A 15337-nucleotide genomic window follows, 5' to 3' on the forward strand; every position below is an offset into this window, starting at 1 on the left:
CAGGACTATAGTAACATTAGATTGAATAAGGCGCGGTTAATTATTTTTATTCGACATGTATTCGGAAGGCGATTTGCCGTATTGTTTTTTAAAACAGCGGGCAAAGTATGTCAGGTCGTTAAAACCGACGGCAAAGGCAATTTCCGTAATAGTCATTTTTTTCTGTTCGAGCATTTGAGTTGCTTTTTTCAATCTGATATTTCGAATGAACTCGTGCACGGTTTGATCCGTCAATCCTCTTAATTTCCGGTACAATTGCATTCTGCTCATTCCGATTTCTTTGCTCAGCACGTCGGCGTTGAATTTCTCGTCGGATATATGTTCCTCTATTATCTTTACAAGGCTTTCGAGAAACTGAGCGTCGATGTCTGTCAAAGGAATTTTCGAATCGCCGTAGATAAATTCTTTGCTGAATTTTTCCTGCATTTTCTTTCTCGATTCGAGAAGATTAGTAATATAAGCTTCCAGAACGCTTATGTTGAAAGGCTTGGGCAAATATGCGTCGGCTCCCTGATTAATGCTCTTAATATGGTATTCCTGCGTATTGTAACTTGTTAAAATTATAACGGGAATGTGACTTGTTTTTTTGTCGTTCTTGAGCTTATTGCACAAAGTAATGCCGTCTAATTTTTTCATTTTTACGTCGCTGATAATAATATCGGGAATAATTTGGAGCGCTTTCTTGTAACCCGTTTCGCCGTCTTCAGCCTCGTGCACGCGATATGCGTACTGAAATGAATTCTTGATATATTCTCTGATTTCGTCGTCGTCTTCTACGATCAATAAAACCGGAACGTTGTGGAGTTTGTATTTGGAAAGCGAAGTTTCATTGTTTTTACTGTTGCCCGGCTCGGCTAAAAATTGACTGCTCGACGATATTTTGAATTTTGCCACGAGCTGATTTTCTTCCAGGTAATGCTCGTCCAGAGGAATTTGAACTGTAAATTTAGCGCCTTCTCCTTCTTTGCTTTCAACAAAAATGCAACCTTTATAGAGTTTAACCAATTCGGAAACCAGAGCCAGACCTATTCCCATGCCATCGTAACGTTTACCTTTATAATCTTCGATGTGATAATAACGTTCGAAAATATGCTCTATTTTATTTTCAGGAATACCGATGCCCGTATCCTCGACTATAATTTCTATGTAATTGTCCGCTTTGTCGTCGGAGCCGTTTCCTTTGAAAGCGTCCGCATTAATAATATTAACCGAAACGGTAATTCTGCCGCCGTCGGGAGTAAATTTAAATGCGTTAGAAAGGAGGTTATAAATTACCTTGTCGAATTTATCCGCGTCGAACCAGGCGGTATAGTTATCAACTCCCGACGAAAAGTGGAAATCAATTTTATGATCGACCGCAATATCGTGGAATGAATAGGCGCTCTCCCGTATGAAATTAATAATGTCTCCTCTCGACAGATATAATTTGAGATCGCCCGTGTCAAGTTTATTCAAATCTTTCAATTGATTTGCCATTCGCTGCAGCCGTTTGGCATTTCGATAAATAACCATCAGATTATTCTTTATTTTATCGCCGACTTCATCGGAAGAGATTATTTTTTCAAGAGGACTTAAAACAAGCGTGAGCGGCGATTGGAGCTCGTGCGATACATTCGTGAAAAATTGATTTTTCAGGTGGTCCAGCTCGTACATTTTTTCGAGTTCGATGTGCTCTTTTTTCAAAGCGTTTCTGAGACGTTTACGGCTGATGTAATAATTCGAAATAAAATATACTATCACGCTGATCAATATAAATTCGATGAGATAAGCCCACCAGGTTTTATAGAACGGCGGTTCAATTATAATATTCAATACGGCTCCGGCTTCGTTCCAGATTCCGTCGTTGTTCGACGCTTTCACTTTCAGTCTGTATTCTCCGGGGTCGAGATTTGTGTATGTAGCGGTTCGGACGTTTCCTACATAGTTCCAATCTTTGTCGAAACCTTCCAGCATATAGGCATATTGATTTTTTTCGGGACTGTTGTAATTCAGTGCGACAAATCCGAAAGATATGACAGAATGCTTGTATGAAAGTATTAATTCTTTTGTATTGACTATGTTTTCTTTCAACGGAGAGTCTTCTTTGCCGACGGCTACAGGTTTATTGAAAATCTTCAAGTCGGTAATGTAAACAGGCGGTATTGATTTATTATCGACTAACTTGTCTGGCTCGAAAAGATTGAAACCGTTATTTCCGCCGAATAATATTTCTCCTTTCGAAGTCATATAACCGGACCGGGCGGTAAATTCGCCGCTTTGAAGTCCGTCGGATACGTCGTAATTTTTAACCGAACCGTCAGACGGATTGAAACGGGTTATTCCTTTCGTAGTACTAATCCAGAGGATATTATTCTTATCTTCCACAATCGCCATAACTTCGTCGCCCGGCAAGCCGTCGTTGGTAGTATAGTGTTTGAAGCCTCCTGTTTCCGGTTCGTATTTATTTAATCCGCTTGTTGTGCCAATCCAAAGCGAAGAATCACGCGCTTCGAGTATAAAAGTTACAAATCCTTTTGTAATGCTTTTGGGATCATCGTTGTTATGCTTGAACAATTTGAATGTTTCTGATTCCGGATCGAACAGTTCTAGTCCGATATCGGTGCCTATCCAGAGCTTGCCTGTATGGTCTTTAATAATAGCTCTTAAATCGTTGTCGCTTATTCCCGAATTCTCAGTATTATAGATTTTCACTTTGCCCGTTTCGATATCCATACGCGTTAATCCGCCCCAGAAAGTACAAAGCCACAGACGTTTTTTTTCATCTTCGACCATCTTGAAAATATTGTCGCTTGCCAGACCGTTACTCTCTTTGGTATAATGAGTAAAGCGTTCCGACTTGGTATCGAATTTGAACAGACCGTTGCCCCAGGTGCCAATCCACAGATCGCCGTTACTGTCCTCATAAAAAGAAAGCACCACGTCGATACTGCCGTCGTTCTTTCGTAGTTTCTTATGAGAAAAGCGATTGGTCTTCCGGTCGAAAATATCGATGCCGTTACCGCCCGTTGCAATCCAGAGGTTTCCTTTGTCGTCTTCCCAAAAATAATTTACTATATTATGCCCCAACGAATATTTATCGCCGGGAATATTTTTATAATGATGAAAATACGCTTTCCCTTTTACAACGAGATTAATTCCTCCGGCATAAGTTCCCAACCAAACATTGCCGTCTCTATCCTCAAAAATCGAATAGATGGAATTATTATTTAAGCTAAACGGGTCAATCGGGTTGGCTTTATAGGTAATAAAAGCATCGTTGACGGGATCGTAAATCGAAAGCCCTTCGTCTTCCGTGCCGATCCATACAAATCCGTTTCTGTCGATCATAAGGGAAAAGATTACATTTCCGCTTATGCTGTTTTGATCCGCCGGATTATGAAGATATCTTTTTACCGTGAAAGAATCGTCGCCCCGGAACGAAAGCTTTAGAAGTCCGTCACCCTGCGTGCCGATCCATACCGCTCCGTCGGAAGATTGCGATATTGCCGTAACCGGCGTATTCGTTAGTTTATTGCCTTTATAAAAAAGCGGTTTAAAAACCGAATCGCCCGCATTTTTTATATCGATCGATCCGTTCCAGTGTCCTATCCAAAGCCTGCCTTTACTGTCTTCGAATATTTCCCGCACAAAATTGCTGCTGATTCCGTCGGGGTTATTCGCATCGTAAAAATAATGTTTGAAACGGTTGGTTTTTTCGTCGTATAAATTCAGTCCTCCGTTTCGCGTTCCGACCCAGAGTCGTTTATTACTATCTTCGAAAATGCTTTCGATCTGATTGTCGCTGATTGAAAAGGGATTATTCCTATCGTGTCTGAAGCGCACAAAATTGTCGCGTGAACTTACGTATTTATTCAAACCGTCGCTTGTGCCAACCCACAGGTCCCCTCTGTAATCCTGAATAACAGAAGAAATATAATTATGGCTCAAACTTGAGGAATCGTTTTGCGCATAATGATAAACATGGAAATCATAGCCGTCAAAACGGTTCAGTCCGTTAAACGTGCCCGCCCATATGAATCCTTTGTTGTCTTGTATAATGCAAGTGACGCTTGCGCGCGATAATCCTTCGTTGGGAGTGAAATGTTCAAAACGCAAACTCCTGTATTGGGCATTAGCCGTTATATTTATTACAAGAAGTATTATAAAAAATATTTTGAGCCGGAAATCCGACATAAATATCACCGTAGAATGTTACTCTTGGAATCCATCTTCCCCCATTTTTCAAATATTAAGATAATAAATTCCTTACGATTGGGAAATAATATGACAAGCTAATTATAGATGTGGAAGCTATAATTTTGAGCAGCCTGTTTGCCGCACAACCAGAACTAATCTTTAGTAATCTGCAAAGCCATATAAAAAAATATTTAGCCGACTCGATAGTGAATTGAGTAATTTTTTTGCTGAAGGATTCTGCCATCAGGCATTCCTTCGGAAGAACCTACGACCCCCTGCTTGTAAGTAAGTCCCTCCGCCCTTTTTCGACTGTTTTCTTAACTTTTTCGCTGTTTTTGCCTCTATTTTATCTATTTTTTACAAAAAGTGTTATAATAGTGTTATAAAACTATTTCTTTGTTTTGTTTAATAAATTTTTTAGGATCTAAAATTGGTAGGTATATATCTTCTAAAATTGTACCCCTTGTCTTTTCTGATAATATCCCTCTTGTTGTTGATAAAGAAATACTAATAAGCGTATGCACTAAAATATCAGGAAGTTTGATTTCTTTATCGTCCGGATTTATAAATTTCTTTAATTCTTCCACTTGATAACTTATTTGTGTTATTAATTCGCACAGTTTATCTTTATCATTTTTCTTAGTTTTAAGTATTTTTATGAAAGTACTTATATGGATTATATTATTTTTTTCTTCTAATCCTAATCCAATTTTTACATCAAAGTTTATATTTTCTTTAATAATTTTATTTAAAGACAAGTCATTCTTTATATAAAATTCAATTAAAGTAATCTTATCTAATCGTAATGCTATTTTTTCTTCCATTTATCATGCCACATTAGTGTTAATTGATGGTTCCTTAGATATTTTTATTTTTCCCCGATCTTCATAAACATTATGATATATATAAACATCCTTATAATTTATCTGTTCTTGTTCTTCTATATCATATTTTGTAAATATCAATCTTTCGCCTAATGCTTCTTCTATCTTAGCTATAGTCTCAAATGTAAAGTTATGACTACCTGATAGCCAGCGACTTACTTCAGACTCTTTTTTATTCATTCTTTCAGCCAGTTCTCTTTGTGTCATGGCTTTTTTCTTCAAAATATCTTCTATCGATGCAGCAATCCCCATCGAATGATCAATAAAATATTTTAAGTTATCTTCAGTTTTTTCTAAGAACTTTTTAACTTCATTCTTAATATTATTATTCATTTTATTTCCTATTTTTTAATCTATTATTATATTTTTAACCTCTTCAGTATCAAACTCCAAATTCCCTATTAAACCGTCATCTTTAATAAAAATTTCTTTATTTTTTATACGATCATCGATTATTTTATCTAACTTTATTAAAAAATTACAAATATCATTTAACTCTGGATTTTCAATTAGCTTATGTTTGGACTCATCTTTAATACCTCCCCCACCTATAATTATAGCTAAATTTGATAATTTAATACAATATAATCTTAATAAAGGTAATTTTTTTTCCTCATCTCTATCGTTTAATATTCTGTAAACCCTGTAATCTGGTGGACTTTCTCTTTTAAAAGAATTTTCTCTGATCCCAAATTTATTGACCATTTTATGTAATAGAATATCTATGGTTTGAACTCCTGATGGGTTAATATCTCTATATTGGTAAATAAAATTGTCATATTCGCTGTAGTCATTCTGGTTATATTTGAGAGAATAAATTATTCCCTTCTTTCCTTTTTTTACTATAATTATCGAAAACTTCACTTATAAGTTAAGGTTTTGGTTTGACATTCGCAAATGTTGATTGGAAATTAATAATAAATTTTTTATCTAAAAAATGTATATCGTAAACTATTTTAAATATATTGCCCTTTACCTTCCCAATCCCGGTCTCTCTATCCCGCTTCTTCTTGATATAATTAATTCTAGTTATTTTATCTTCGTTTTCTTCGGCGTTATCAAATCCGTTATCTTATTGCTCACTGCTCTACCTGTTATTCTGTCTACTAAGCCGAGCCCGGGCATTATATTCAATCCGTAGCTTGTTAATGTTTTGTTATTCCCCTTTTATTCCAATTGGAATAATTCCCGTAGGGAAACAGTTCTATTCTTGGTATCAGCGGCTTTACACCCTCAAAAAATCAGACCCACCACTGCAAGCTTATTTTATAAACGTATTAAAAATGGATAAATTCACAGTAAAAAAACTATTAGATCATGCAAACATACAAGTAACGGACAAAAACTACGTAGATTTCAACGTTCAGGTAGCAAAAAAAGCGTTAGATATCCTCACACTGTAAACATCACGAAAAAAGTGTTATAAAAAGTGTTATACTAATCAGACAACGATTTTCCTTAAAAGAAAAAAGCCCTGTAATTTATCCAATTACAAGGCTTTAAGTGAGTGGGCGCTGAAGGATTCCGCCATCAGGCATTCCTTCGGAAGAACCTACGACCCCCTGCTTTTAAATGGAATCCTAAGTCTAATAGCGAGTTTTATGCAGATTTCAAAAGGTATGAGAGAAATTATAGGGTATTTTGTTAGCCCAAACACTTCAGTCAATTTTCTTTAAAAAGAAAAAAGCCTTGCAACTAAATTAATTACAAGGCTTTAAGTTAGTGGGTGCTGAAGGATTCTGCCGTAAGGCATTCCTTCGGAAGAACCTACGACCCTCTGCTTTTAAATGGAATTCTAAGTCTAATAGCGAGTTCTATGCAGATTTCAAAAGGTATGGGAGAAATTATAGCACGATTTTTTGAGCCAAAATACTTAAGTCAATTTTTTAAAAGAAAAAAGCCCTGTAATTTATTCAATTACAAGTCTTTAAGTGAGTGGGCGCTGAAGGATTCTGCCGCAAGGCATTCCTTCGGAAGAACCTACGACCCTCTGCTTTTAAATGGAATCCTAAGTCTAATAGCGAGTTTTATGCAGATTTCAAAAGGTATGGGAGAAATTATAGGGTATTTTGTTAACCCAAACACTTCAGTCAATTTTCTTTAAAAAGAAAAAAGCCTTGCAACTAAATTAATTACAAGGCTTTAAGTTAGTGGGCGCTGAAGGATTCGAACCTACGACCCCCTGCTTGTAAGGCAGGTGCTCTGAACCAGCTGAGCTAAGCGCCCGAACATATTATCAAAAAATTGAGTACCAATTATAGCGGATTTGAAATAAATATTCAATACCTTTGAAAAATTTTTTTGAGCGGGCGACGGGACTCGAACCCGCGACATGCAGCTTGGGAAGCTGCCACTCTACCAACTGAGTTACGCCCGCTTATTTTTTTATGTCTTTTATATTTTTTCCTACTGGCTGCCACTCTACCTCCGTCTGTTGACGGATGAGTTACGCCCGCTTATTTTTTTATGTTTTTTTATTTTTTCCTCTAGGCTGCCACTCTACCTCCGTCAGTTGACGGATGAGTTACGCCCGCCTATTTTTTATGTTTTTTTATTTTTCCTACTGGCTGCCACTCTACCTCCGTCAGTCGACGGATGAGTTACGCCCACTTATTTTTTATGTTTTTTTTATTTTTCCTACTGGCTGCCACTCTACCTCCGTCAGTCGACGGATGAGTTACGCCCGCTTATTTTTTTATGTTTTTTTATTTTTTCCTCTAGGCTGCCACTCTACCTCCGTCAGTCGACGGATGAGTTACGCCCGCTTATTTTTTATGTTTTTTATTTTTTCCTACAGGCTGCCACTCTACCTCCGTCAGTTGACGGATGAGTTACGCCCGCTTATTTTTTATGTTTTTTATTTTTTCCTACAGGCTGCCACTCTACCTCCGTCAGTTGACGGATGAGTTACGCCCGCTTATTTTTTTATGTCGTTTTTATTTTTTCTACAAGCTGCCACTCTGCCTCCGTCAGTTGACGGAGAAACAATTTTTCAATGAACTCAATTTATTAAATATCTCACATGGTTATTATCTGCAAAATTATCAACGGGCAAATTCAGATTCAATATTTTTTTATAATTTTATGATATGAAAAATTTCAACAAGAAAACGGAATTGATAATAATTGCAGCTTCGCTCTTAACTATAACCTTACTATGGGATACGAAAATTATTTACCCGGTCAAACTTATATTAATTTTGTTTCATGAAGCTTCTCATGCCCTAACGGCGTTTTTGACCGGCGGAAAGATTGTCGGTATTGAATTAAACGGCGATCTATCGGGAGGCTGCGTTACGGAAGGCGGAAACAATCTCTTGATAGCCCTTAGCGGCTACCCCGGCAGTTTTATCATTGCCGCTTTGTTATTCTTTTCGGCTTACAATCAAAAGTTAAAACTCGTCTCCACATTCGGAATCCCGGCGGCTTTAATATTCATTACGGCTAATTTCATAACGGATACGGGAATGTCAATCATAATTATAATTATTGCCGCTGCATTTTTTATAATCGCTCGTTTTACGCCAGATGTTATAAACCGGTTATTTTTCATAATTACGGGACTTACCGGATTGATTTATGTGGCGCTCGATCTTTTTGCGGATTCGTCCGGCGAAAATTTAATTCGGTCCGATGTAACTCAATTGTCATATCAAAGCGGCATCCCAGAATTTACCTGGATTGTTTTGTGGCTTATGATCTTTCTTGTTTTATTTTGGTATGCCGGCAAAAAAATTATCTTCGGCAAAAGCTGATTTATTTATCGCGAACCGCTCCGAGAAACAACAACCCAATGACGAAAAATATTCCGATACTCAGAATCGCATATTTCTGACTTCCGGTCAAATAACTGGTAATTCCGAATACAAGCGGACCTAGAATAGCCGAACTCTTTCCGAAAAAAGAGTAGAATCCGAAAAATTCAGTCTTTTTATTGTAAGGAGTAAGTTTGGACATCAGGCTTCGACTTATCGATTGCGTGGCTCCCATCACCATTCCGGCTAAGAGTCCCACCAAATAAAAATAACGACTCAGTAACAAGTGTCCGTCTGAATTCGGATTCAAATTAAAGATCGACGCGGTTAATACGATTAACGGCGAATCGGCGGAACTGGTGAAATACGCCAAAAGAATAGTTACTATCCAGATCGAAAGGGATATTATAAGAGATTTTTTTTGCCCGATAGAATCGGATATAATTCCGAAGATAACCGAACCGATGATTGCGGTTGTCTGAACGATCATAAAAAATACAATTAATTCTTTCATCGAAAATGACAAGGTCGTGCTGGCATAATTGCCCGAAAAATAGATAACCGTATTTACCCCTTCGATAAAAAAGAAGTATGAAACCAGAAAAAGCACAAGGTTACGGTAATTCTTTAGGTTCTTCAAAGTGGCTGTTACCCTTCCGAATCCGATTGAAAAATACGACTCGTCTACAGTCCTGCTTTTTCTTGAATCTTTCAGAAACAGAAACAAAGGCAATGCAAAAATCAAAAAAACGAGAGCCGACAACGGAAATGTTTCTTTTATCATATTGCGCTCTATAAAAGGATAAACAACCAACAGAGTAGTGAACGAGCCCAAATAACCCATTGCAAAGCCGTAACCGCTAACTCTGCCATAGCTGCTTTCTTTTGTTATTTCCGGCAGAAATGCGTCATAAAAGACCAATCCCGCTTCGAATCCGATATTTGCAATAATAAAAAGAACGAGACCGAAAAATAAATCCCCGCTGCCGACGAAATAGAGCAATAATGTGGATAGAATGCATAAAGCGGTAAAAAATAACAGGAATCTTTTTTTGCCCGCCGAATAATCGGCAATAGCTCCCAATACCGGCGAGACGATCGCGGTGATCAGCATGGAAATACTTGTGCCTACGCTCCAATAGAAATCTCCTACCGGCTCGCCGTTGGCGACTGTGTGTTTGAAATAAACCGCATAAAGAAATGTAACTACGACTATCGAATATGATGTGTTTGCAAAATCGAACAGCGTCCAGACAAAGATTTTGAATTTTTCATTATTTCTAAGATTCTTGATCGTCAAGAGTATCCGATGAATTTTTTTTAGACGACTTTGCAAGCGACTGATCGATAAGTCCCCGTCCGCTCTTATTCAGCTTGCCGGACTCTTTTAAGTCGGATAGAATGGCATCGAGTATGCCGTTAATGAATTTATTGCTGTTTGAAGTGGAAAAATCCTTTGCAATTTCGATAATTTCATTGATTGTAACTTTCGGCGGGATGTCCGGGAAATAGAGCAGCTCACAGATACCGATGCGCAGAAGAATTCTGTCGATTAAGGCAATTCTGTCCATTTCCCAGTTAGCCACTTTTTCTTTAATTTTTTCGTCGAGTTCTTTTCTGTTAATAATTGTTTTTTCGATTAATTCTCTGGCAAAATCGATATCTGTTTGGACGGATAAATCCGACAGGAGACCGTTTATAAGCGCTTCGAGACCTTCGCCGTTAAGTTCATAAGCATAAAGAACCTGAAGAGCTCTTTCGCGTAGAATTCTTCTTACTGATTTCTTACTCATTATATAAAAGACCGGATTTTTTAACACACAAATCTAAGATACTTGGCGGTAAAATGAAAATTATTCGACAAATATTCTCAAATTGCAAAGAGCCAGAATAAAATAAGCGCTATCCCTTCCCTTAGCCGATAATAAAACGCCCGGGAGAAAATCATCTTATAGCCCGAAGGAATAAGGTCGGCTTTTATTCCGAAGAAGCCGCAAGTTTGACTGATTCTTGGCAGATGAAATTTATCGGATATAATTGCAAGATTTTCCGGATTACCGTTTTCATTTTTAATATGGAATAAATATTTAACCTGCTCACGCGTAGTGCCCGATTTATCCTCTTTAATTATCGACCGGGCATCGACACCGAGATTCAACAAATAATGATAAGCCGCGTCGGCTTCGCTCAATTCGCCGGGCGCTTTTCCTCCGGTTAAAATAATTTTTTTAACAATGCCGCTTCTGTATAAGTCGAGGGTTTTTCTCAAACGCGCTTCGAAAATCGGACTGGGCGATTTTTTGTTCCAAACTGCCGCGCCCGGAACCAGCGCATAGTCGTATATCCTGCCTTTAATTCCTTCCTTCGGAGCCGGATAGAACCAAACGTAAAACAGGCTGATTATAAAAAAAAGAACAAAGAAAAGTAATGTTCTGAATAATGAGACCAGATAAACCGCTTTCTCTTTCGAAAGTGCGCAGCTCCAGAGATAAATCATCAGATAAAGTTGAAAGAAATACGAAACAAGAAACAACAAACCGACGTGAATCTTTTTGATCTGGAACGTGAAAAAATATTCTTCCGAAGTATACGAATCGAGCAGATTCAACAAACCCGTAAATTTGTCGATGAATATTAAAATCAATGGCGTATAAGATAGTATAAGGAGAACGGACAAAAACATTCTTGACAGATTTTTAGACTTCCTATTAGCCGCAATTAATCCCGTAATTGTCAAAAACATTACAATTATATTAAGAAGATTTCCGATGAAGTAAGGATTGTAATCGAGGGGATTTAATTGATTATTCAGGTATTTCAGGGTCGTAATAAATAAAAAAAGCGCAACGACTGCGGGAATCAAGAAAGGCAATGAAATTTGTTTTCTGGCTGATTTCAATTCAATTTATCTGGTTTGACCAAAACATTTAAAATATCGTCCGTATATTTAATCACTTCCGCATTAACTTTAAATATATCTTTGATATTTTTTTCGTTGAGAACGTCTTTTTTATTGCCGGAAATTAGTATTCTGCCGTTAACCATGAAAGAAATATAGTCCGAATAAACTCCCGCGAGATTAAGATCGTGAGTAACCGTAAGAATAGTAATTTGCTTTTGTATTCTGAGTTCGTTTAGAATTCCGTAAATACTAACCTGATGTTCAATATCGAGGTGAGCGTTCGGCTCGTCGAGCAGTATGATAGAAGCGTTTTGCGCCACGGCTCTCGCAATCATAACGCGCTGCAATTCTCCGCCGGATAACTCGTTGATTCCCTTATGCTTTATATGGTCGATTTCAAATATCTCGAGCGCGTGTTTTACGATTCGCCGGTCTTCTTCGTTTTCAAAACCCATAAAATTCATATACGGCGTTCTTCCCATCATCACTGTTTCATATACGGAATACGGAAATGCGGAACTGATTTTTTGAGGCACATATGCAATTGTTTTGGCAAGGTCTTTTCTTTTATAATCCTGAATGTCGACGCCGTTAATAAAAATATTGCCTCTTGCCGGTTTAATAAAACGAAGGATTAATTTCAGGAGAGTCGATTTTCCGCTTCCATTCGGTCCGAGCAAACTAAAAAAAGCGCCTTTATTAACTCCCCAGTCGTCTACCGTAAGCTTAAATTGATTGTTCTGCTTACCGCCCTGGTAGCTGAAATAAAGGTTGTTAATTTTAATTATCAATTTAATATGACAGATAATTTATAAATAAGCGGAGAAAAAATAAAAAAGGGCTTTCTAAAAAGTTTAATCGATTTTAGATTCTTCCGCCGCAGCGGAGCAATTACTTTTTAGACAGCCCCTAAACTTTTATTGAAGCTTGAAGACTACCGGAATGGATACCTGAACTTTTACCGGTTTGCCTCTTTGTCTTCCGGGTTTGAATTTGGTTTCCATAACGGCTTTGACGGCAGCCTCGTCGCAACCTGCGCCGATACCTTTAATCACTTCCGCTTTAACCACGTTACCGTTTTCGTCGACAAAAGCTTTAATATAAACTCTGCCCTGAACGCCTGCGCGTTTAGCTATTTCGGGATAAATAATTTTTTTCTGAATAGCTTCAATACCGCCTATCGGTTCGGGTTGCTCTTCAACTGCGACGAAGAAAACAGCCTCTTCTTCTTCTTTGGCTTCTTCTTTTGGCGGCGGCGGCGGAGCTGCCGTTACCTGCTCGTTAATATCGAGCTCTGTTTCGCCAATTTCTATATCCTCCAGTACATCCTCGGAAGGCGCTTCTATCGGAATTGGCGGCTTTGGCGGCGGCGGCGGAGCCGTTTCCTGTTTTGTATTAACCACATCCTCAACGTTTACCAATTCTTGTGCCGCTTCAAGTTTTACGGCTTCTTTTTTCATCTGCGGGAAAAACTTGAAGGCAAGAATTATAACAGCCAGAGAGATTATAATACTAATCTCAAATACCCTCTGATACTGTCTCTTTAGATCTGCTTTTGGATTTTTCTTTAAAGCCACAATTTATCTCCTATTTACACATTTAGCCTTAGCAAACTTAAAAAATTGAGAGTGAATAGTCAATTTGTTTCTCTTGTTTTACCCTTCATATTTTAAATTGTTTCTGCTCTTTTCACAATTTTTAAAAATTTATCCACGATCAGCAGCCCCAGCGTACCGCCGGCTATGTCGGACATCAAATCAAATAGATCGCAATACCTGCCCGGAATGAAAGCCTGATGAATTTCGTCCAGAGATGCATAGATTACAATAAACCAGAAGGTTATTTTGAACGGCATCTGTGAAAATTTAGGAATTTTCCGCTGGAAATGCACCGAAAGAGCCAGCATCATCGAAAGAATAAGATACGCTATGAAATGTTGAATTTTATCCTGCCAGACGAATATCTGAGGCAATTTATCGGCGGGAATAGTCGTAAGCGAAAATAATAAAATCCAATATATTACGAGCGGAGTATAAACGTATCGACGCGGATTAGTCCTCAATATCCGGTAAAAACGTATCAATAATGAATTTGATTGCATAAGGAATTTTTTCCGTTAAATCATTCGCAGTAAAACCGTAAATTGTCTTTTCTTCTGCCAACAAATCGGCTGCAAGGCTATGGAGATAAACGCCTGCTATCGCAGATGCTTCGTAATTACCCGATTGCGCCAGAAACGATGAGATTACACCGGTAAGCACGTCGCCGGTGCCGAACTTTGCCATTCCCTGATTGCCTGTTGTATTAATAAATACTTCTCCGGCAGGATTGAAAATTAAAGTAGGCGCGCCTTTCAATACCAGATAACATTTGTTATTAACGGCGAAATTTTTCGCATGCGGAATTGGATTTGCTCTCAGTTCCTCGGCGGCTATACCGACGAGGTTGGCAAATTCGCCGTAGTGCGGCGTCAATATCGTATCCTTTAGCTCCTGCTTTGAATTTGCCAGAGCAAAAACAGCATCGGCATCGATAACAAACTTTTTGCTTTTGTGTTTTTTAAGAATATTTATTACGGCATCAATCGTATCCCGCTCTCTTCCGAGTCCAGGCCCGATGGCAATCGTGTCCGCCCAATTGATTTTTTCTTCGAGCTGCAAAGCGGCATCTGCGGTTAAAAAACCTTTGCTGTCGTCGTTATAAGAAATTACAACCGCCGAGCCGATTTTCGATCGGACGGTATCGGAAACAGAATCGGGCGCTGCAAGAATAACCGCTCCGGCTCCGGCTCTCAATGCCGATTCCGAAGCCAGTATAGCGGCTCCGGGTAAGTTTCTCGAACCGGCTATTATCAATACCTTCCCCGCCGAATATTTGTGGAGATCGGGCTCTTTGAGCGGAATATTTACGAAAGCGTCTTCCGGCTCAATTAAATAAGTATCCGTTTCCAACTGATTATAATATTCCGAACCGATTCCGATGGAACCTTTTACAACTTTGCCGCAGTGAGTGTAACCTTTACCGTAAAAAAGTCCGGTTTTATATTCGGATAGAGTAACTGTCAAATCGGCTTCGAATACAACGTCGCCGTAACCCGTATCAACGTCCAATCCCGTCGGTAAGTCGACGGCGACTTTATATGCGTCAATTGAGTTTAATTTTTCGACGATAGACTTATAGGGCTCTCTTAATTCGCCTTTGCTGCCCGTGCCCAGTATAGAGTCGACGATGACATCCGCATTTTTTAATATTGAAAGGTCGTTTAGTCTTTTGTACTTAATTAATTTTAAATCGTGATAATATTTAACGAGGTTTTTTAACGCTTTAAAGTTCATCAGCGCGTCGCCCTTCAGTTCTTTGTCGTCGGCAAGAGCAATAACAATTACTTTGTAACCGTTAATCAAAAGATGGCGCGCCAGAGCCAGCCCGTCACCCCCGTTATTTCCCTTCCCGGAGAGTATGCCGAATATCGTATTTTCATTAAGGGGTAAATTTAATTTAATATGCTCAAAGATACTCCGAGCCGCATTTTCCATTAAAACTATGCCGGGTAAACCGAGTTTTTCAATTGCAAATTCATCGGCTTTTCGGACTTGTCGCGATGTAAATAAAGGAATCAT

General features: G+C 38.5%; 13 protein-coding genes and 2 tRNA genes. 2 read left to right on the forward strand and 13 right to left on the reverse strand.

Annotated elements, in window-relative coordinates:
• Positions 1–36: 36 nt before the first annotated feature.
• The 4 genes from ACSSWA_RS03470 to ACSSWA_RS03485 all read right to left on the reverse strand — a co-directional run bounded on the left by ACSSWA_RS03470 (position 37) and on the right by ACSSWA_RS03485 (position 5924).
• Positions 37–4173 carry a two-component regulator propeller domain-containing protein gene (locus tag ACSSWA_RS03470; protein WP_437355191.1) on the reverse strand — a complete coding sequence of 1379 codons (4137 nt, stop codon included), beginning with the start codon at positions 4171–4173 and terminating at the stop codon, positions 37–39.
• Positions 4174–4556: 383 nt separating this feature from the next.
• Positions 4557–5000 carry a hypothetical protein gene (locus ACSSWA_RS03475; protein ID WP_437355192.1) on the reverse strand — a complete coding sequence of 148 codons (444 nt, stop codon included), beginning with the start codon at positions 4998–5000 and terminating at the stop codon, positions 4557–4559.
• Between the two features lie 3 nt (positions 5001–5003).
• On the reverse strand, positions 5004–5393 hold the full coding sequence (locus ACSSWA_RS03480; protein ID WP_437355193.1) for a helix-turn-helix domain-containing protein: 390 nt from the start codon (positions 5391–5393) through the stop codon (positions 5004–5006).
• Between the two features lie 15 nt (positions 5394–5408).
• Positions 5409–5924 (reverse strand): hypothetical protein, encoded by a 516-nt coding sequence (locus ACSSWA_RS03485; RefSeq protein ID WP_437355194.1) that lies wholly within the window; start codon positions 5922–5924, stop codon positions 5409–5411.
• A 952-nt stretch (positions 5925–6876) separates the two neighbouring features.
• Between ACSSWA_RS03485 and ACSSWA_RS03490 the strand changes: the two genes are divergently transcribed.
• Complete coding sequence (locus ACSSWA_RS03490) at positions 6877–7164, forward strand: hypothetical protein (protein ID WP_437355195.1); 288 nt, start codon at positions 6877–6879, stop codon at positions 7162–7164.
• A 47-nt stretch (positions 7165–7211) separates the two neighbouring features.
• Here the strand turns inward: ACSSWA_RS03490 and ACSSWA_RS03495 are convergent.
• A tRNA-Val gene (locus ACSSWA_RS03495) sits at positions 7212–7286 on the reverse strand.
• A 78-nt stretch (positions 7287–7364) separates the two neighbouring features.
• Positions 7365–7437, reverse strand: a tRNA-Gly gene (locus tag ACSSWA_RS03500).
• 712 nt (positions 7438–8149) lie between these two features.
• Here ACSSWA_RS03500 and ACSSWA_RS03505 point away from each other — a divergent pair.
• Positions 8150–8815, forward strand: a complete 666-nt coding sequence (locus ACSSWA_RS03505; protein WP_437355196.1) for a M50 family metallopeptidase — start codon at positions 8150–8152, stop codon at positions 8813–8815.
• A 1-nt stretch (position 8816) separates the two neighbouring features.
• Here ACSSWA_RS03505 and ACSSWA_RS03510 read toward each other — a convergent pair whose 3' ends face one another.
• From ACSSWA_RS03510 to ACSSWA_RS03540, 7 genes are all read right to left on the reverse strand, one after another.
• On the reverse strand, positions 8817–10115 hold the full coding sequence (locus ACSSWA_RS03510) for an MFS transporter (protein WP_437355197.1): 1299 nt from the start codon (positions 10113–10115) through the stop codon (positions 8817–8819).
• Entirely contained in the window at positions 10096–10608 is a 513-nt protein-coding gene (nusB, locus tag ACSSWA_RS03515; RefSeq protein WP_437355198.1) for a transcription antitermination factor NusB, read from the reverse strand. Before nusB ends, ACSSWA_RS03510 begins: the two co-directional genes overlap by 20 nt.
• A 77-nt stretch (positions 10609–10685) precedes the next feature.
• On the reverse strand, positions 10686–11714 hold the full coding sequence (locus ACSSWA_RS03520) for a YdcF family protein (RefSeq protein ID WP_437355199.1): 1029 nt from the start codon (positions 11712–11714) through the stop codon (positions 10686–10688).
• Positions 11711–12508: an ABC transporter ATP-binding protein gene (locus ACSSWA_RS03525; RefSeq protein WP_437355200.1), complete on the reverse strand. Its 798-nt coding sequence runs from the start codon at positions 12506–12508 to the stop codon at positions 11711–11713. The genes ACSSWA_RS03520 and ACSSWA_RS03525 overlap by 4 nt, the downstream gene beginning before the upstream one ends.
• A gap of 126 nt (positions 12509–12634) precedes the next feature.
• Positions 12635–13294 (reverse strand): energy transducer TonB, encoded by a 660-nt coding sequence (locus ACSSWA_RS03530; RefSeq protein WP_437355201.1) that lies wholly within the window; start codon positions 13292–13294, stop codon positions 12635–12637.
• Between the two features lie 92 nt (positions 13295–13386).
• Complete coding sequence (locus ACSSWA_RS03535; protein ID WP_437355202.1) at positions 13387–13779, reverse strand: VanZ family protein; 393 nt, start codon at positions 13777–13779, stop codon at positions 13387–13389.
• Positions 13769–15337 carry an NAD(P)H-hydrate dehydratase gene (locus ACSSWA_RS03540; protein ID WP_437355203.1) on the reverse strand — a complete coding sequence of 523 codons (1569 nt, stop codon included), beginning with the start codon at positions 15335–15337 and terminating at the stop codon, positions 13769–13771. Before ACSSWA_RS03540 ends, ACSSWA_RS03535 begins: the two co-directional genes overlap by 11 nt.

It is taken from the genome of Melioribacter sp. Ez-97 (assembly GCF_051488665.1).
Lineage (GTDB): Bacteria > Bacteroidota > Ignavibacteria > Ignavibacteriales > Melioribacteraceae > Melioribacter.